An 18,902-nucleotide genomic window follows, 5' to 3' on the forward strand; every position below is an offset into this window, starting at 1 on the left:
CCTATGTCTTTAAATGAATGGCTCGCGATCGGCATGATCGGGGCCTTTTTCGTCATGCTGCTGATTGGCATACCGGTGGCGATCAGCATCGCGACGACCGCGTTCGTGTTTGGCTTCATCGGCTTTGGCCCGATGCTCTTCAACCTGCTGCCGTCGCGTATCTATGGCGTGGTGACCAACTACACCTTCATGGCGATTCCGCTGTTCGTCTTCATGGGCGTGATGCTCGAAAAATCCAAGCTCGCCGATGAGTTGATCGACGTGGTCGGCCACCTTTTCGGCAGTGTTTCGGGTGGTATGGGCGTGGCGATCATCTTCGTCGGCGTGCTGCTCGGGGCGGCCACGGGCATCGTCGGTGCCACCATTGTCACGCTTGGACTGCTCACGCTGCCCACCCTGCTACGTCGTGGCTACCCCAAAGCGCTCGCCTGCGGCATGATCTGCGCCTCCGGCACCCTGGGGCAGATTATTCCGCCCAGCCTGGTGCTTATTCTGCTGGCGGAAATCCTCGGTGAGTCGGTGGGCACCATGTTTGCCGCTGCCATGCTCCCAGGGCTGACCCTGGCGGCGGTGTACATGATGGCAATTCTCGCTCTGGCGGCCTGGAAACCGCATTTGATGCCGCCCATCCCAGCCGAGGAACGCGCGCAGCTGAGCAAGTCACAGCTGCTGCGCAAGGTCATCGTGGTCGTGGGCCCGCCGGTGGGGCTCGTCGTGGCTGTGCTCGGCTCGATCATCGGCGGCATTGCTGCACCTACCGAGGCGGCGGCCATGGGGGCGCTGGGCGCCCTGGTATTTGTCGCCTGCTCCGGGCGGCTTACCCTTCACTTACTCAATGAGGTCGCCAAGGCCACCCTGATCATTTCCGCGATGGTGTTTTTCATCCTGATCAGCGCGCAGGTGTTTGGTCTGGCGTTTCGTGGACTGGGCGGTGAGCACCTGGTGGCTCGCCTGTTCGAGTGGGTACCCGGCGGCGAGATAGGCGCCCTGCTGTTCATGTTGCTGCTGATGTTCATTCTCGGCTTTTTCCTCGAATGGATCGAGATCAGCTATATTGCCCTGCCGCTATTTTTGCCGTTTTTCATTCAGCTAGGCGTCGACCTGGTATGGCTCGGCATCCTCGTCGGCCTGGTGCTGCAGACCTCGTTCTTGACGCCGCCCTTTGGCTGGTCGCTGTTTTTCCTGAAAGGCGTCGCTCCCAAAGGGGTGACAACGCTGGACATTTACCTCGGCGTGTTACCGTTTATCGCCTTGCAGTTTATTGCCATTGCCATGGTGGTACTATTTCCCGGCATTGCCACCTGGCTACCCGACGCCATTGGCTGGTAGTCAACGGGCTCAATAATAAAAGGATCCATCATGCTTCATACCCAACGTAGCTACGGCGGCAGCTGTGTCGCACCGCACCACCTCGCCGCCAGCGCCGGACGCGACATCCTCAAGCAAGGTGGTAACGCCGTCGAGGCCATGGTCGCCGCTGCCGCGACCATTGCCGTGGCTTACCCGCACATGAATGCCCTGGGCGGCGATGGTTTCTGGTTAATCCACGAGCCCGGCAAGGCACCGGTGGCCATCGACGCCTGCGGCCCCGCCGCGGGTCTGGCCAACGCGGATTTCTATGCCGGCGAAACGCAGATTCCCGAGCGCGGCCCCAAGGCCGCTCTCACCATGGGCGGCACGGTCAGCGGTTGGCAGGAAGCGCTGTCCGTCGCCGCCGACTGGGGGCCGGCCATGCCGTTGCCCACCCTGCTCGCCGATGCCATCGGCCATGCCCAAAACGGCGTGGCGGTAACCAAGAGCCAGGAAACCCTGACCGCCAAGCACCTTGAACGGCTATCGCAAAGCCCCGGCTTCAGCGAGGCGCTGCTGGTGAACGGCAAGGCCCCACGCGAAGGCGAACGCCTGCGCCAACCACGTCTGGCCGCGACGCTGAATCAGTTGGCCACCGCCGGGCTGGATGATTTCTATCGCGGCGCGCTGGCCGCCAGCATGGCCAGCGACCTCGAAGCCCTGGGCAGTCCGCTGCGGTTGAGCGACTTTAACGCTTACCGCGCCCAGCGCGTCACGCCGCTCGAAGTCAGCCTGGCCGATGCCAGTGTCTACAACCTGCCGGCCCCCACCCAGGGCATGGCGTCGCTGATGATCATTGCCATTTACGAACGCCTGAAAGCCGCCGAGCCCAATGGGTTTGGTCATCTGCACGGGGTGATCGAGGCCACCAAGCGCGCCTTCATGCTGCGCGACCAGTACGTGACTGACCCGGCGCGTGTCCCCGGCTCGCTCCAGGCGTTGCTCAGCGACGAACGAATTGACGCCGAGGCTGCGCAAATCGACGCTTCCCAGGCGCTGCCCTGGCCCCATCAGGCCGAAAAAGGCGATACCATCTGGATGGGCACGGTGGATAACCAGGGCCGGGCGGTCAGCTTTATCCAAAGCATCTACTGGGAATTCGGCAGCGGCGTGGTGCTGCCGGAAAGCGGCGTGCTGTGGCAAAACCGTGGTATCAGCTTCTCCCTCGACCCCGAGGCGCTGCGTGGACTCGCCCCGGGACGCAAACCATTCCATACGCTCAATCCGGCGCTGGCCCGGTTCCGCGATGGGCGCACCATGGTCTACGGCACCATGGGCGGCGAGGGGCAGCCGCAGACCCAGGCCGCTGTGTTCTCGCGCTACGCGTTTCATCACATGCCGCTGCAGCAGGCGGTCAGCGCGCCGCGCTGGCTGTTGGGCCGCACCTGGGGCGAGTCCAGCATGAACCTCAAGCTCGAAGATCGCTTCGATGACGAGCTGGTAGCGGCGCTGAAGACCGCAGGCCACGATGTGGAAGTCCTCGATGAGCCGTTCAGCGATTCCATGGGCCATGCAGGGGGCATCGTGCATCACCCTGACGGGCTGATTGAAAGCGCTCATGACCCCCGGAGCAACGGCGGCGCGGCAAGCGTATAACGGCAAGGCTGGCGATTTTGCTCAATATTGCGCATCCTGAACTCAGGCAGACCATCACTGTCATTGGCAGTGATGGAATCAGCCAGCGAGATTTCAGCGGGAGAGGAGACCCCCATGGCAAAAATCGAGAAATCCCCGGATCAGTGGCAAGAACAGCTCACCCCGGAGCAATACCGCGTGACTCGCGAAAAAGGCACCGAACGACCGTTCACCGGTGATTATCAGGTCAGCGACAAGCAAGGCATCTACCACTGCGTGTGCTGCCATGCCCCCTTGTTCGAGAACGAGCACAAGTTTGACGCCGGATGCGGCTGGCCCAGCTTTGACCGCCCGCTGGGCAGTCATTGCGTCGAGGAACACCAGGACGGCTCCCATGGCATGGTGCGCACCGAGGTGGTGTGCTCCCACTGCGATGCCCACCTGGGTCACGTCTTTCCTGACGGCCCTCCCCAGAGCACCGGCTTGCGTTACTGCATCAACTCGGTGGCACTGGAGTTTCACCCGGACGAGTGAACGCTATTCATTGCGCCCGCCAAGTAGCGGGCGCAATGGCCGGGGCGCATCCCAGCGTTAAAACTCATCCCACTGATCAGCTGTGTCACCTTCCACTTCGCGACCTTTTGAAGTGGAAGAGTGATTGGGTAGTGACTTGGCCGTTTTTGCGGTCGCTTGATTCATCCTTTCCAGATGGGCGCGAGCTATTTTGATGCTCTCTTCCTGAGCCCCTTCCAGGCGGAACGCATCCACCACGTTAGCCAATTCGAACGCTTCCATAGACAGGTTATCCGCCGACGCCGCGATCGACTGCACCTTGGTGGCATTTTGCTGGGTCACGTCGTCCATCTCGGCAATCGCCGAGTTGATCTGACCGATGCCGCTGCTCTGCTCGCTGGACGCGGTGCTGATCGACTCCATCAGCTCGCTCACCTTGCTGGCCTGACGCATCACCGAATCAATCGCCTTCTCGGCCATTTCAACCGCGCTGCGGCCGCCGGTGACCTCTTCCGTCGTGCTATCGATCATGCGACGAATTTCCTGAGCCGCCTCGGCGCTGCGGCCGGCCAAATTGCGCACCTCGCTGGCCACCACCGCGAATCCACGGCCGTGTTCGCCTGCCCGTGCTGCCTCAACCGAGGCATTCAGAGCAAGAATGTTGGTCTGAAACGCAATGCCGTCGATCACGCTGATCATTTCGGTCATTTTTTCAGCGCTCTGGGCGATCCGCTGCATGCGTTCCACCAACTGCTGCATCTGATCGCCAGTTTCCTGGGTGCTCTTCGCATTCTGAACCGCCAACTCGCTCGCCTGACGGGCGTTGTCGGTGTTCTGCTGTACGGTCGAGGTCATCTCTTCCATGCTGGAGGCCGTCTCCTGAAGCGAAGACGCCTGCTGCTCGGTGCGCGAGGCCAGCTCCTCGTTTTCGGCGGCAATCTGCTGAATGGCCGGGGTCACCACCGAGACACGGTTTTCCACGTCGCCAACGATACCGGACAGGCTGAAGCGCATGGTGTCCAGCGAGTAAAGCAGCTCGCCCAGCTCATCGCCGGTTTGGCGACGCTCCCGGGCGGCCAGGTTACCGGCGGCAATCTGGAAGGTCACGTAGCGCGCGCCGGCGAGGCTGCGCAATACCGATTTGAGGATCAGCACGCTCAAGCCGATCATGATCGCCGCGCCAAGCGCCATCAGCACCAGCTGGGCAATCATCATCTGCTGGCGACCCTGATCCGCCTCCGCCAGCATCTCGGCAGCAAGTGACCGTTCACTTTCAACCAGCTGGCTGACCTCGGATTGCAACGTTTCCATGCCAGGCTTGACAATATCGTTGAAGGCGACAAAGGCGGCGTAGCTTTCCTTCTCGACTAGAGCGGTCACTGCCTGATCGACCCCGTCGCTCCAGTTGCCAAGCGCCGTACCAAAGGACTGCAGCGCCTGACCGTCGGGGTCTTCATCGGCGCGGTATTCGCCCCAGCGCGCCTCGATTCTTTCCAGCTTGGTCTCGACCGACGCGGCCAACTCTTCGGCGTCCACGGCGCGCGGATTGAGCACGGCGGGATCCAGCTCACCGACCACCTGCCCGGCGGCCTGCTCGATGGCCTGAAGGCTCGCGACGTCATCCAGTCCCGATCGGCTCAGGGTATCCAGGCGATCCCCGGAGACCATCAATCCGTAGATACCCAGTCCGCCGGCGATGCCAATCAGCACCACGGATGCCAGCACCATGCCGATCAACTTGGCACGCAGGCTGGTAAATCTGAAGCGCGAGATGGTGCCGGTAAGCCCCTTGCGACGCAGCGCGCCGCGTACCAGGGTGTAGCGTCGTGACTTACCCGTCTTGCGCATCTCGGCGTAGATTTTTTCCGCCTTGGCCACTGCCTTGGGGTTGGCCTTGCGGCGCACCGACGTATAGCCGACGATGCGATCGCCATCGCGTAGCGGTGCCAGGGTGGCGTGAACCCAGTAGTGATCGCCGTTTTTACGCCGGTTTTTCACCAGCCCTTGCCAGGTCGTGCCTTCCTTTAGGGTTTTCCACAGGTTGGCATAGGCCGCTTCCGGCATGTCGGGATGACGAATCAGATTATGCGGTGCGCCAATCAGCTCGTCCCGCGAGTAGCCACTGACCTCCACAAAGCTGGGGTTGGCGTAGGTGACGTTGCCTTTCAAATCCGAACGCGAGATGAGCACAGTCTCATCGGTCAACGGGTACTCTTGCTGGGTCACGGGTTGATTATTGCGCATAGCGATCCTTGAGGAAGATATGTTTTTTCTTAAAACTTTTTATACCTATCGGCCTGCAACGAAAAAACTAAATAGTGATTTACAAAGAAAAAAGCGCTATCAGATAGATAGCGCTTTAAGGTTATACCCGGCTTAACGTTAAAGGCTAAGCATATGGCTTTAACGCTAAGTATCGATGGCCGTATGACGACTCACATGACATCGCTGGCTTGTTCGACTATTTAAATACCACCTTGGCGACATCGCGGTAGCGGTCGGCGAAATGCACCGTCATGCCTTCTTTCAGGTAGTCGGGCAGCTCATCGTAATCGCGCCGGTTGGCCGCGGGCAGAATGACTTCGAAGATATCGCTGCGGCGGGCGGCGATGACTTTTTCACGAATGCCGCCCACCGGCAATACCTGACCGGTCAACGTCAGCTCGCCGGTCATGGCCAGCGGCCGGTCAATGGCCTGGTGCCTGGCCAGGGACAGCAACGCCGTGGTCATGCTTACCCCGGCCGAAGGGCCGTCCTTGGGCGTCGCCCCTTCGGGCACGTGAAGGTGAACGAACGCGGAATCGAAGAAGTCACTGTCCGCGCCGTACTCCTGCAGATGGCCAAGCGTATAGCTGTAGGCAATGTTGGCGGACTCTTGCATCACATCGCCCAGTTTGCCGGTAAGCTTGAAGCCGCGATCCAGCGAGTGCACCTTGCCCGCCTCGATCGGCAGGGTGGCCCCACCCATGGCGGTCCAGGCCAGGCCGGTGACCACGCCCTCGCCTTTCAGAACCTTTTCCTTGCGGAAGGTCGGCGCCCCCAGGAATTCCTCGAGGTTCTTCACCGATACCTTGACCGTTTCGATATCGTCTTCCAGCAGCTTGACCGCGGCCTTGCGCACGATGCGGTGCAGCTGCTTTTCCAGCTGACGCACCCCGGCTTCCCGGGCGTAACCCTCGATCACCTGCTTGAGCGCCGCATCGCTGAGTTGAATGCGCTTCTTGGGCAGATTGTCGCGCTTCAGCAGCTTGGGCCACAGGTGGTGCTTGGCAATCGCCAGTTTCTCCTCGGCGATGTAGCCTGAGAGGCGGATTTGCTCCATCCGGTCCAACAGCGCACTCGGTATGGAATCCAGCGTGTTGGCCGTACACACAAACAGCACCTTGGAGAGGTCCATACGGACATCCAGGTAATGGTCGAGGAAGTCGACGTTCTGTTCCGGGTCGAGCACTTCGAGCAGCGCCGAGGCCGGGTCACCCTGGAAGGACTGACCGAGCTTGTCGATCTCATCCAGCATGATCACCGGGTTTTCGACTTCCACTTCCTTGAAGGCCTGAACCAGCTTGCCCGGCATGGCTCCCACGTAGGTGCGGCGGTGCCCCTTGATCTCGGCTTCGTCGCGCATGCCGCCCACGGAGAAGCGGTAGAACTGGCGGCCCAGCGCTTCGGCGATCGAGCGGCCGACGGAGGTCTTGCCCACCCCGGGTGGACCGACCAGCAGCAGGATCGAGCCGCCCACGTCGCCCTTGAACGAGCCTTCCGCGAGGAATTCGACGATCCGCTCCTTGACGTCATTTAGGCCGTCGTGGTCGCGATCCAGCACCTCCCGGGCATGGGGCAGATCCAATTGATCCTGGCTGGTCACGCCCCAGGGCAGCGAGGTCAGCCAGTCCAGGTAGTTACGGGTGGTACCGTACTCCGGCGAGCCGGTTTCCAGCACGCTCAGCTTGTCCAGCTCGTCGTCGATGCGCGACTGGACGCGCTCGGGCACCACCAGCGATTCCAGCCGGGCGCGGAAGGTATCCACGTCGTTTTCGCGGTCGTCCTTGGAGATGCCCAGCTCGCGCTGAATCACCTTCAGCTGCTCGCGCAGGAAGAACTCGCGCTGCCGGTCCTGCATCTGCGCATTGACCTGTTCACTGATTTCGCTTTGCAGCTGGGCAACGTCGATTTCCTTGCGCAACAGCGGCAGCACTTTCTGCATCCGCTCGGCGACGTCCAGGGTCGACAACACGTCCTGAAGTTCCGGCCCCTTGGCCGAGGTAATCGCTGCGGCAAAGTCGGTCAGCGGCCCCGGCTGATGGGGGCTGAAGCGATTGAGATAGTGCTTGAGCTCTTCGCCGTACAGCGGATTAATGGGCAACAGTTCCTTGATCCCATTAATGATCGCCATCGCATAGGCGCGAGTCTCTTCGTTTTCGGCATCTACCGGCTCTTTGGGGTAGCTGACCTCCACCAGGTAAGGCGGCGTGGTGGACAGCCAGCGCTGGATCTTGAAACGCTGTACGCCATGGGCGATGAACTGGATCTGATGATCCTCGCCCTTCATCTTGTGAACCTTGACCGCCGTGCCGATGGACGGAAAGCCATCGCTGTCCAGCGAGTCCACGCCTTGCTCGCCGACAAACGCCACGCCCACGGTGTGGTGCGGCGTGTTGCCCACGCGACGCATGGTTTCTTCCCAGCGCTCGCGGTTGATCACCAACGGCTGCACCTGGGCGGGAAAGAAAGGCCGGTTATGAATAGGCAGCAGGTAGATACGCTCGGGAAGCATATCGCTGGCGGATACCAGCGAGTTATCCCGCTCGCCGTCAGAACGGAATTGATCGCCCTCGTCCTGCGAGGCCGGGGCGTTGTCATCCTGCACGTCAAAGTGGTCGTCTCGGTCGAATTCCTGGTCGCTCATGCACCCTCCAATCAGCACCTGCCGGAGGCGATTGCCGCTCGGCTTTGTGATGGAAATGCGGGCGCATCGGACAAACTTCAACCGCTGGCGATCAGGGCCATAGCGAGGGCATGGGACGGCCGTTGACCCGCCACTGGCCGCGAACCACGTCGAACTGCAGCTCGCGGGTGCCCAGCGGCAGCCCCAACCAAAGGGCGGCGACGGTGGGCGCATCGTGCCAGGTGAAGTCACCGTCGATCCGTTCCCGCCAGCGAGCCTGCTCCTCGGGCTCGCCCAACTCCATGACCTGCAGCTCGTCCAACCGGCGATTATCGAAAAACAGCGCGCCGTCAGCGTCCAGACGGATACCCAACAGCGGACTGTCCACGGTGACGGTGAAGACATCCAGGCGCGGCGAATCGCTCAACAGCTGGCGCAATTCCGGCTCGAGTCGTGTCAAGGTGCCTTCCGCCATGGGCAAGCGGGCATCCCCCCAGGCGGCCTCCTGACGCAGCTGGCGGATGGTGTCGCGCACCGCATCCGCATTGATTCGGGAAAGCTCCATGACCATGCTGCCGTTTTGCAAAAGCGGCGTGTCAGGCGTTTCGGAAGGCACCATGACCTCGCCCACGCGCAGCTCGCCTTTGATGCGTAGCTCGTCTTCGTCAAGCATCATGCGGCTATTGAGGTCGAGCGGCGCCGCCAGGATATCGAAGGTGGGGTACGACAATGCCAGGCTGTCGATATGCAGGAAGTCATGCTGGGTGAAGTGATAGGCGTCTTCGGTGTAAGTGTAGCGGCTTTCCAGCATGGCAGGGCCAACCCGGAGCTCGGCCGGATCGTCGGTAAGCGTCAGTTGATCCATCATCGCGCGCACCCGCCAGTCGCCGTAAACGCCTTCCAGGTGCAGCCGTCCACCGCGCACGCTCAGCTCTCTGCCACTCTGCTGGATAGTGAAAGGCGCCAACGCCAGGCGCAGATCGCTGCGTCCGCTCAGGGTGTGGTAACGCCCTTCCCAGCGCGGCACCGAGGGTGCCGACACCTCCCCCAGCGCCTGCTGCAACGCCGTATCGAGGCGCGGCAGCACGGTGCCTTCCACGTCGGTGCTCAGGATGCCGTGGCGGGCGGTATAGTCAAGCTCAAGCCGCCAGGGGCGCCCCAGCAACGGCGATAGAATCAGCCGCCCATGGGAACTCAGCCACCCCTGCTGATTCTCGGTACGCGTGACGCGCCACTCCCCGCGCGCAGCCAGATCGTCCAGCGCCTGGCGCAGACTGCGTTCGAACAGCACGCTGGAAAGCAGTTGCGCGGCCATCCACAGCACGGCAATGACGGCCAGGGCAGGGACAATCAGACGTTCCTTGCGCACGGCATCTCCCTTGAGCCAAACGCGCCAACGAGCGGCGTTTTTGAACGATCAGTGCAGCCAAAACCACAGGTGCATGGTGCTCCAGGCGTAAATCCCTGCCATCACATCATCGATCATGATCCCGAACCCGCCGGCTACCCGCCGATCCGCCCAGCGAATGGGCCAGGGTTTGAACACGTCGAAGATACGGAACACCACAAACCCCCATAGCGCGGATTCCCATGAAAACGGCACCGCCGCCATGGTAATCCAGTACCCTACAAATTCGTCCCAGACAATCCCCGAGTGGTCATGCACCCCGAGATCATGGGACGTTCTATCGCACAGCCAGACGCCAATGACGAAGGCAACGAACACGATACTCAGGTACCAGCCTAGTGATAAATCGGCCATTAACCAATAAAAGGGGATCGCCGCCAGGGTGCCGAACGTGCCCGGCGCCCAGGGAACGGCACCACTACCCAATCCGAACGCAAAAAAATGCGTGGGCCGGCGCCAGACGCTCGCGGGGGCACGATTCATGGCGTTTCTCCCTTGAAATGCTGCCAGCCTTGATAGCGCTGAACGGGAAGTCCATGCACGCCCGGGGTATCGCTGCACTCGCCGATCACGGTGAGGGCCACCCCTAGCGCCGCAAGCCGCTGGCGTGCCGGCTCGACGTGCGCGACGGGCAGCGTCACCAGTAGTTCATAGTCGTCGCCCCCGGTCAATGCCGCCTGACGCGCGGCATCCTGGCCCATGGCGTCTGCCAGGCCCTCGCTCAGCGGCAGAGCCTCCATATTAAGCGACGCCCCGACGCCGGAGGCGTCGCGCAGATGCCCCAGATCGGCGAGCAGGCCGTCGGAGATATCGATTGCCGAGGTTGCCCACTCGCGAAGCGCTTCGCCGGCGGCCAGGCGCGGCGTCGGCCATAGGTAGCGGGCCAGCAGGGGATGTTTCCGATCACGCTTGCCCTGCTGCCAGAGCGTCAGACCGCCAGCGCCGCCGCCCAACGCGCCGGTCACGGCAATGATATCGCCGGGCCGGGCGCCACGTCGGGTCAGCGCCTCACCAACCGGCACTTCGCCCATGACCGTCACGCCAATCGAAAGCCCGCCTGCGGTCACGTCACCGCCGACCAGCGCGGTGGCGTGCTGCTTCGCCAGCGCGCTGAAACCCTGCGCATAGTCGGCAAGCCAGGCATGCGCCGCCTGATCATCGGCAAACCAGGCCTGATCCAGCGTCAACGCCATCACGCACCAGCGCGATCGGGCGCCCATCGCCGCCAGATCGCTCAGCGCCACGGCCAGCGCACGGTGGCCGATGGCGTCAGCGGGCGCATCGCTTGGGAAGTGGACGTCGGCCACCGAGGTATCCACGCTGACCACCAGTTGCTGCCCCGCCTGCGGGGCAAGCAAGGCCGCATCGTCGCCGACGCCCAATGCCACACCCTGCCGGCAGGCATCGTCGGACGGCAACGTAAAATAACGTCGAATCACATCAAATTCGGCAAGCACAAAGGCCCCTTGAACGCAGCGTCAGCACGAGCGCGAAATCACCCGATCCCGAGGGTCGGTTAGCGACGACGCGCACTGACCTCGGCACTCCGCAAGCGAATCGCCAACTTGTCGAGAATACCGTTCACGTATTTATGGCCGTCGGTGGCACCAAATGACTTGGCCAGCTCCACGCCTTCGTTGATGACGACGCGATAGGGTACTTCCATACGCCGGGAAAGCTCGTATGCCCCCAGGCGCAGGATGGCCAACTCAACGGCGTCCAGGTCTTCCAGACGGCGGTCGAGCAGCGGCGATATTTCCCGGTCCAGCTCGGCACGGAAGCGGGCCGTGTTGTGTAACAGCTCATGGAACAGCGCCTTGTCGGCAATCTCCATGACCTTGGCCCAGTTCTCGAAGTCTTCCATGTCGTCATCGGGCACGTGACTGCGGAATTCGGCTTCAATGGCGCTGATCGACTTGCCGGTCATGTGCCACTGGTAAAGCCCTTGCACCGCCAGTTCGCGCGCCGCTTGCCGGCCCTGCTGGGCAGCGGAAGGCTTGCGCTCACGACGCTCACTCATGGGTTTCACCTGAGGTAATCGCGCGGAGCAACGAGACCATTTCCATCGCGGCCATCGCCGCTTCCGTGCCCTTGTTGCCGGCTTTGGTACCGGCGCGCTCGATAGCCTGCTCGATGGACTCAACGGTCAGTACGCCGTTGGCAATCGGCGTGTCGAACTCGAGCTGAAGCTGGTTGAGAGCCGTGTTGCACCCCCCTGCCACATACTCGAAATGCGGGGTGCCACCGCGAATCACCGCGCCCAGGGCGATGACGGCATCGGGCTTCACCACGCCAAGCACGCGCTTGACGGCCAGCGGCAGCTCCCAGGCGCCGGGCACATGCACAATGTCGATATGCTCCATATCGACGCCGTGGCGCACCAGGCTGTCCACGGCACCTTCCACCAGACTGTCCACCACATGGTGGTTGAAACGCCCGACCACGATGACATAGCGGCCGTCGACGTCGACGTAGGTGCCTTCAACTTGAGAAAGGGATTGCATCAATGTATTCCTGCTTAAAGAGTTGGCTCATCGGAAGTATCGTTCGGCCCCAGCCGCTCGACGACTTCCAGGTCGAAGCCGGAAAGCGCCGAGAACTTCCACGGCGAGCTGAGAAGCCGCATTTTCCCCACGCCGAGGTGGCGCAGTATCTGCGAGCCCGTGCCGATGGTGAGATAGTTGCCGGCCCCATCGGAATCGCTGGTCCGCGGCTGACGCACGCGCTCCAGAAAGATATCCAGCTGATCCTTGAGATCCTGATGGGGGCGGCCGTCGTCGATCAGCACCAGTACGCCGGCCGGCGCCGCCGCGATTTCCACCAGCGCCCGCTGGGCGTCCCAGCGACCCTGTTCGTCCTTGGTGAGCCCCAGCACGTCACGCAGCGTATCGGCCAGGTGAACCCGCACCGTGGTCGGTGTTTCAGGCGTGGGCTGGCCCTTGACCAGCGCCAGGTGATGGGCACCCTGAATGCGATCGCGGAACACGTGCAGGGTGAGCTCGCCCTGGGCGGTCATGATCGGTGAGGTTTCCACCTGATCCACGGTCTGCTCGTTGACGATGCGGTAGTGGATCAGGTCAGCGATGGTGCCCATCTTGATGCCATGGGTCGCCGCAAATGCTTCCAGCTCGGGGCGACGCGCCATGCTGCCGTCGTCGTTCATGACTTCGCAGATGACACCGCTCGGGTCACAGCCTGCCAGGGCGGCCAGGTCGCAGGCGGCCTCGGTATGCCCCGCGCGACGCAGTACACCGCCGGGCTCGGCCATCAGCGGGAAGATATGCCCCGGCTGGACGATGTCCGTCGGCTTGGCGTGGGGGGCTACCGCCGCCTGGACGGTACGCGCCCGGTCAGCGGCAGAAATGCCCGTCGTCACGCCTTCGGTGGCTTCAATGGACAGGGTGAACTTGGTGCCGAACCCCGATCCGTTGTCGCGCACCATCAGCGGCAAGCTCAGCTGCTCGCAGCGTGCCCGCGTCATCGGCAGACAGATCAGGCCGCGCGCAAACCGGGCCATGAAGTTGATATGTTCGGCCTGTACCTTTTCGGCGGCCATAATGATATCGCCTTCATTCTCGCGATCCTCATCGTCCATGAGAATCACCATCTTGCCCTGGCGAATATCGTCGACCAGTTCGGCAATGGGGGCTAGTTCCCCAGAGGAAGCGTGCGCCATGGAATCTCCAAAAAGGTTGTCGCATTGGGTGCGATTTCGCGCGTCAGGGTACCTTGGTATCGTCCCTTGCGCCAGTCACCAGGGGCGAGGCGATAATCCGCCAGTCCTGCCCCACGGCGCGAATATCGTGAATATCAAGGCGCTGCTGGTCGGCCATCAGGGTCAACCCCGGCAGTGCAAACAGCGGCCGCGCCTCTCCGCCCAGCAGCGTAGGCGCGACGAACAGCTGCAATTCATCGATCAAGGCGGCATTGAGCATTGCGCCGGCCAGGGTCGCGCCGGTCTCGACCAGCAGCTCATTGACCGCTTCGTGGCGCGCCAGCCAGGCAAGTAACGAGGGCAGGTCAACGCGGCCCTGGGCGTCAGCGGGCAGGGTCTGAACCTCGGCCCCGGCGTCGGTCAACCGTGCGCGCCTGTCGACGTCGTCGCTGGTAGTCATCACCAGCGTCCGCCCCGGCGCTCGCAAACAGGCCGCCGCCAGCGGCAGCCGCAACTGGCTGTCGACGATCACCCTGAGCGGCTGGCGGCTGGCGATCGCGGCAGCGTCGTCCAGACCCAACTGCTCCGCGCGAACGGTCAGCCGCGAGTCGTCCATGATCACCGATTCGACACCGCTAAGGATTGCGCTTGACCGGGCACGCAGTCGCTGGACCTGGCAGCGCGCCTCGGGACCGGTAATCCACTGGGATTCGCCTGAACCCATGGCGGTGCGGCCATCGAGGCTCATCGCCATTTTCAGGCGCACAAAGGGCCGCCCGGCGGCCATGCGGGCAATAAACCCGGGATTGAGCGCTTGCGCATCGTCGGCCAACAACCCTACCGCCACCTCGATACCCGCCTCCTCCAGCAGGCGGATACCGCGACCCGCCACCAGGGGGTTGGGGTCGACCATCGCCACCACCACCCGGGCCACCCCGGCGGCTTGCAGGGCCTCGGCGCAAGGGCCCGTGCGCCCGGTATGCGAGCAGGGTTCGAGCGTGACATAAACGGTGGCGCCCCGGGCGCGATCGCCCGCCGCGGCGAGCGCATGGATTTCCGCATGAGCCTCCCCCGCCCGGCGATGAAAGCCCTCGCCGACCACCTCACCGTCACGCACTATCACACAGCCCACACGGGGGTTGGGATCGGTGGTGTACAGCCCGCGCGCAGCGAGCGCAAGCGCTTGGGCCATATTGCAGTGATCCTGGGTACTAAACGACGCGACGCTCACGACAACGGCCCACCGTCCGTGGGTTCCTGGGAGAGACGATCAATTTCAGCCCGAAACTCGTCCAGGTGCTGAAACTTGCGATATACCGAGGCAAAGCGGATATAGGCCACCTGATCCAGGTTGTTCAGCGCCTGCATCACCGACTCACCGATATCGCGGGCGTCGATTTCCCGATCGCCCCGGGCGCGCAGTGTCTGGCGTATGCGCTCGACGGCCGCCTCGATGGCTTCGGCGCTTACCGGACGCTTTTCCAGCGCCCGCAGCATGCCCGCCCGCAGCTTGGTTTCGTTGAAGCTTTCCCGCGAGCCGTCGGACTTGACCACGCGAGGCATGATCAGCTCGGCGGTTTCGTAGGTGGTAAAACGCTCCTGGCAGCTTGCACACTGGCGGCGGCGGCGCACCTGGTCGCCATCGGCGACCAGCCGCGAATCGCTTACTCGAGTATCGTTAGCACCACAAAAAGGGCAATGCATGGCGTTCAACCTGTTATCGGCCCGCGCGTCAACGCTGCACGAGCAAGCAAAATATGACCTGTTAAAACGTTATTAGCCAGCTATTGTAACGTTTTGGCACACAAGCTGCACCGTCTATGGAAGCCTGTTTACCGGACATCCTTATGACTGCCTTCGACGCCCGCGTTCACGACTACCTGGAGCATCTCTACGGCCCCCGCGCCGGCGAGATCCAGCGTCGGCTCAATCAGCATCTTGACCACTTTTTCGCGGCCACCCAGCGCCAGCCCACGGCCCGACAGACAGCCGAGCTTGCACCTTCATGGTGCGAAAAGGATCAATGGCTGATCACCTATGGTGACTCCATCATTGACGAGCAGACACCGCCACTCGCGGTGCTCGATGATTTTCTGCAGACGCGCCTCGGCGACCTCATCAGCGGCGTCCATGTACTGCCGTTCTTCCCGTGGAGCAGCGACGATGGTTTTTCGGTGATCCACTACCGTGAAGTGAACCCCGATCTCGGTGACTGGCCGCATATTCAAGCCCTCGCCCGCCACTACGATCTGATGGCGGACCTGGTGCTCAACCACGTCTCCCGCGAATCGCTGTGGTTTGTCGACTACCTGAGCGGCAGCCTGCCGGGCCGCGATTACTTTATCGACGTCGACCCGGATACCGATGTCTCAGGCGTCGTGCGCCCACGCAGCAGCCCGTTGCTGGTGCCCATTTCCACTCGTCGGGGCACCCGCTATCTGTGGGCCACGTTTTCCGAGGACCAGCTCGACCTCAACTTCGAAAACCCCGACGTGCTGCTGGAATTTGTCGGCATCCTGCTGTTTTACCTCCAACAAGGCACCCGCATCGTGCGGCTGGATGCCGTCGCCTTCCTGTGGAAACGCCTGGGCACCGCCTGCATCCATCTTCCCGAAACCCACACCGTGGTCCGCCTGCTGCGCGCCATCGTCGACCAAGCGGCGCCCGGCACCCTGCTGGTCACCGAAACCAACGTGCCGCACCACGAAAACATCAGCTACTTCGGGCTGGACCGATGCACCGATGGCCCGCCCGACGAAGCCCACATGATTTATCAGTTCACCCTGCCGCCGCTGCTGCTGCACACCCTCACCCGCGGCGAAACCGACACCCTGCAGGCCTGGCTGGCAAGCCTGCCGCCGCTGCCCGATCACTGTACCTATCTCAACTTCACCGCCAGCCACGACGGCATCGGCGTGCGGCCGCTGGAAGGCCTGCTGCCCGACCACGAACGCGATGCCCTGCTCGAGCTGATGCACCGTTTCGGCGGCTTTGTCAGCATGCGCAGCAACCCCGACGGCAGCGACACGCCCTACGAGATCAACATTACCTGGTTCGAAGCCATGCAGGGTACTCGCAAAGGGCCCGACCCGTGGCAAATCGCACGTTTCCTGTGCAGCCAGGCGATCATGCTCAGCCTCCAGGGCATCCCTGCCCTGTACATCCACACCCTGACCGGCACGCTCAACGACGTGGAAGGCGTCGAACGCAGCGGCCGACTGCGCTCTATCAACCGTCGCCGCTGGCAGCGCCGCGAGCTCGACCTGCTGCTCGACAGCACCGCCACGCCCACCCACGACGTGTTCAACGCCCTCAGTCGCTTGCTCGCGCGACGGCGTCATGAAGCCTGCTTTCATCCCAATGCGGCACAGCGAGTGGTGCCTTCTCCCCCGTCGCTGCTGGCCATTGAGCGCGGCCCCCTCGCCGACGGCCGGCGCCTGCTGGCGCTGTATAACGTCACGGAACTGCCGCTGGCGTTCGACCAGCTCGGCGCAGACGTTCAGCAGGCGTTATCGTCAGCCCCCTGGCACGACCTCGACGAGCAGGCGCCGGAGCCGCCCACGGCCTCGCTGCCACCTTACGCCGTGCGCTGGCTGGTCAGCCATGGCTGAAGACATGACCATAGCCGCCGGGGACAAGAAAGGGATGTCTGGAGACGCCGCCCGCGTTAGTCTACGCGCCTGACTCTGCACCGATGACTCTGCAAAAACCGAGGAGCGTTATGCGCGACTGTGTATCCCCGACCCGCTTATCTCCTGCCCGTTTGGCATCACGCCGCCTGACCGTTCTGGGCAGCGCCGTCGCGGGTCTGTTACTGGCGCCGAGCGCCTTGGCGGACTCACTGCCCGCCCCGATCCAGGCGCTGGCGGATCAAGGGCTGGAGATTCACGGCGAGTTTGACGCCCCCGGCGGGCTACGCGGCTTTGGCGCCAGCCGCCAGGGCCAGGAAGTCACCCTGTACCTGACGCCGGATGGCGAGCACGCCATCACCGGCTCGCTCACCGACAAGGACGGCGACAATCAGCTTGAAGAAGCGGCGCTGGATAAACACGTCCGTGCACCGCTTGAGGCGCAGACCTGGCAACTGCTCGAAGACAGCCACTGGATTCAGGATGGCGAGCGCGACGCGCCCCGGGTGATCTATACCTTTACCGACCCGAACTGCCCCTACTGCCAGGCCTTCTGGGAAGCGGCAAGGCCCTGGGTCGAGGCGGGTGACGTGCAGCTTCGCCATATCATGGTCGGCATTCTGGCCGCCGACAGCCCTGGCAAGGCCGCAGCGCTGCTCGGCGCGGACGATCCCAGCGCCGCGCTGGCTGACCACAAGCAAGGCGAGCGGATCAGCGCCAGCGCCCAGCCCCGCGACATCGAAGAGCAGGTATACGCCAACAACCAGCTCTTCGAAGGGCTGGGGCTCTACGCCACCCCGACCAGCGCTTTCAAGCGCCAGACCGACGAGGGCGTCACCCGACTGGACCGCGTCGAAGGCATGCCGGATGACGAGCGCCTGGAAGCGATGATGGGCGGCCCGGCGCCCGAGTAAGCGATAGCTCCTTCAGGCGATGCGCCTGGCGATCAGCCAGCCCAGCACCATGGTCGCCAGCATCGCCAGAAGCGGTATCGAGGCGCCGCCCAGGGACGCAATGGCCGGCCCCGGGCAGTAGCCCGAGAGCCCCCAGCCCACGCCGAACAAAGCCGCCCCGCCAAGCAGTTTAGTGTCCAGGTCTCGTCTGCTGGGCAACGCAAAGCGCCCGGCCAGCATGGGGGCCGGCTGTTTCAGCACAAAGCGATAGCCGATGAAGGTGGTAATGACCGCCCCGCCGAGCACGAACATCAGTGTCGGATCCCAGTTGCCGGCGACATCCAGGAAGCCGACCACCCGGGCCGGATCGGTCATGCCCGAGACCGCCAGTCCCAGACTGAACAGCAGGCCGGCTACGTAGCTCGCCAACAGGGTCAGAGGCTGTTTGTTCATACCCCACCTCCCAGGACGTGACGCACAATGTAAACGGTCACCAGCGCAGCGACCAGGAAGGTAACCGTCGCCGCTAACGAGCGCGGTGAGAGACGCGCCAGCCCGCACACCCCATGACCGCTGGTACAGCCGCTGCCAAGCCCGGTGCCCAGCCCGACCAGCAGGCCAGCCACCAACATCAGCGGCACGCCGCCCAGCGGCTGGCCGACGACCGCGCCAGGATGATTGACCACATTGCCCCACTCACTGCCAAGGCCCATCAACAGCAACGGCCCGCTGACCAGGCCAACGAGAAACGCCACTCGCCAGGCGCTATCGCCCTTGGGTCGCTGAGCGATCAGGTTACCCACAATACCGCTGATCCCGGCGATGCGCCCGAGGCTTGCCATCAGCCATACCGCCGAGATACCGATCAAGATACCGCCTACAAGCCCCTGCAAGCTCGATGCCCATTCCATGCTGCCCTCCTGGATGTCTATGTCGATGGCGTCGCGGCGACGCCAAGCCTATTCAATTATAAATTTATACCACAAATGAATAA

The 18,902-nt window shown here is 62.9% G+C and carries 17 protein-coding genes; 5 read left to right on the plus strand and 12 right to left on the minus strand.

Features of this window, described 5'->3' with window-relative positions; all coding sequences use genetic code 11:
- Positions 1-3: 3 nt before the first annotated feature.
- The 3 genes from QC815_RS15990 (at position 4) to msrB (ending at position 3,459) form a co-directional block, all read left to right on the plus strand.
- On the plus strand, positions 4-1,329 hold the full coding sequence (locus QC815_RS15990; protein WP_310540896.1) for a TRAP transporter large permease: 1,326 nt from the start codon (positions 4-6) through the stop codon (positions 1,327-1,329).
- A gap of 30 nt (positions 1,330-1,359) precedes the next feature.
- Positions 1,360-2,946 (plus strand): gamma-glutamyltransferase family protein, encoded by a 1,587-nt coding sequence (locus QC815_RS15995; RefSeq protein WP_310540897.1) that lies wholly within the window; start codon positions 1,360-1,362, stop codon positions 2,944-2,946.
- A 114-nt stretch (positions 2,947-3,060) separates the two neighbouring features.
- Complete coding sequence (gene msrB, locus QC815_RS16000) at positions 3,061-3,459, plus strand: peptide-methionine (R)-S-oxide reductase MsrB (RefSeq protein WP_230447574.1); 399 nt, start codon at positions 3,061-3,063, stop codon at positions 3,457-3,459.
- A gap of 57 nt (positions 3,460-3,516) precedes the next feature.
- Here msrB and QC815_RS16005 read toward each other — a convergent pair whose 3' ends face one another.
- From QC815_RS16005 to nrdR, 10 genes are all read right to left on the minus strand, one after another.
- Positions 3,517-5,682, minus strand: a complete 2,166-nt coding sequence (locus tag QC815_RS16005; protein ID WP_230447573.1) for a methyl-accepting chemotaxis protein — start codon at positions 5,680-5,682, stop codon at positions 3,517-3,519.
- 217 nt (positions 5,683-5,899) lie between these two features.
- On the minus strand, positions 5,900-8,344 hold the full coding sequence (lon, locus tag QC815_RS16010) for an endopeptidase La (RefSeq protein ID WP_310540900.1): 2,445 nt from the start codon (positions 8,342-8,344) through the stop codon (positions 5,900-5,902).
- Between the two features lie 91 nt (positions 8,345-8,435).
- Positions 8,436-9,692 (minus strand): DUF945 family protein, encoded by a 1,257-nt coding sequence (locus QC815_RS16015; protein ID WP_230447571.1) that lies wholly within the window; start codon positions 9,690-9,692, stop codon positions 8,436-8,438.
- 48 nt (positions 9,693-9,740) lie between these two features.
- Entirely contained in the window at positions 9,741-10,214 is a 474-nt protein-coding gene (locus tag QC815_RS16020) for a phosphatidylglycerophosphatase A family protein (protein ID WP_027335189.1), read from the minus strand.
- Positions 10,211-11,188, minus strand: coding sequence for a thiamine-phosphate kinase (thiL, locus tag QC815_RS16025; protein WP_230447570.1), 978 nt, complete (start codon positions 11,186-11,188; stop codon positions 10,211-10,213). The genes QC815_RS16020 and thiL overlap by 4 nt, the downstream gene beginning before the upstream one ends.
- 59 nt (positions 11,189-11,247) lie before the next feature.
- Positions 11,248-11,751: a transcription antitermination factor NusB gene (gene nusB, locus QC815_RS16030; RefSeq protein ID WP_230447569.1), complete on the minus strand. Its 504-nt coding sequence runs from the start codon at positions 11,749-11,751 to the stop codon at positions 11,248-11,250.
- Entirely contained in the window at positions 11,744-12,235 is a 492-nt protein-coding gene (gene ribH / locus QC815_RS16035) for a 6,7-dimethyl-8-ribityllumazine synthase (RefSeq protein WP_230447568.1), read from the minus strand. Before ribH ends, nusB begins: the two co-directional genes overlap by 8 nt.
- Positions 12,236-12,249: 14 nt before the next feature.
- Positions 12,250-13,407 carry a bifunctional 3,4-dihydroxy-2-butanone-4-phosphate synthase/GTP cyclohydrolase II gene (ribBA, locus tag QC815_RS16040; protein ID WP_230447567.1) on the minus strand — a complete coding sequence of 386 codons (1,158 nt, stop codon included), beginning with the start codon at positions 13,405-13,407 and terminating at the stop codon, positions 12,250-12,252.
- 43 nt (positions 13,408-13,450) lie between these two features.
- Entirely contained in the window at positions 13,451-14,617 is a 1,167-nt protein-coding gene (ribD, locus tag QC815_RS16045) for a bifunctional diaminohydroxyphosphoribosylaminopyrimidine deaminase/5-amino-6-(5-phosphoribosylamino)uracil reductase RibD (protein ID WP_340331307.1), read from the minus strand.
- Positions 14,614-15,090 (minus strand): transcriptional regulator NrdR, encoded by a 477-nt coding sequence (gene nrdR, locus QC815_RS16050; protein WP_230447565.1) that lies wholly within the window; start codon positions 15,088-15,090, stop codon positions 14,614-14,616. The genes ribD and nrdR overlap by 4 nt, the downstream gene beginning before the upstream one ends.
- Positions 15,091-15,233: 143 nt before the next feature.
- On the opposite strand from nrdR, the gene QC815_RS16055 reads away from it, so the two are divergent.
- Entirely contained in the window at positions 15,234-16,997 is a 1,764-nt protein-coding gene (locus tag QC815_RS16055) for a sugar phosphorylase (RefSeq protein ID WP_310540908.1), read from the plus strand.
- A 110-nt stretch (positions 16,998-17,107) separates the two neighbouring features.
- Positions 17,108-17,929 (plus strand): thiol:disulfide interchange protein DsbG, encoded by an 822-nt coding sequence (gene dsbG / locus QC815_RS16060; protein ID WP_230447563.1) that lies wholly within the window; start codon positions 17,108-17,110, stop codon positions 17,927-17,929.
- A gap of 12 nt (positions 17,930-17,941) precedes the next feature.
- On the opposite strand, the gene QC815_RS16065 is transcribed toward dsbG, so the two are convergent.
- Together QC815_RS16065 and QC815_RS16070 are read right to left on the minus strand one after the other, a co-directional pair.
- Complete coding sequence (locus QC815_RS16065; RefSeq protein WP_230447562.1) at positions 17,942-18,361, minus strand: DUF6691 family protein; 420 nt, start codon at positions 18,359-18,361, stop codon at positions 17,942-17,944.
- Positions 18,358-18,819 carry a YeeE/YedE family protein gene (locus QC815_RS16070; protein WP_230447561.1) on the minus strand — a complete coding sequence of 154 codons (462 nt, stop codon included), beginning with the start codon at positions 18,817-18,819 and terminating at the stop codon, positions 18,358-18,360. Before QC815_RS16070 ends, QC815_RS16065 begins: the two co-directional genes overlap by 4 nt.
- Positions 18,820-18,902: the final 83 nt, after the last annotated feature.

This window comes from Vreelandella gomseomensis, from assembly GCF_031451645.1.
GTDB lineage: Bacteria > Pseudomonadota > Gammaproteobacteria > Pseudomonadales > Halomonadaceae > Vreelandella > Vreelandella gomseomensis.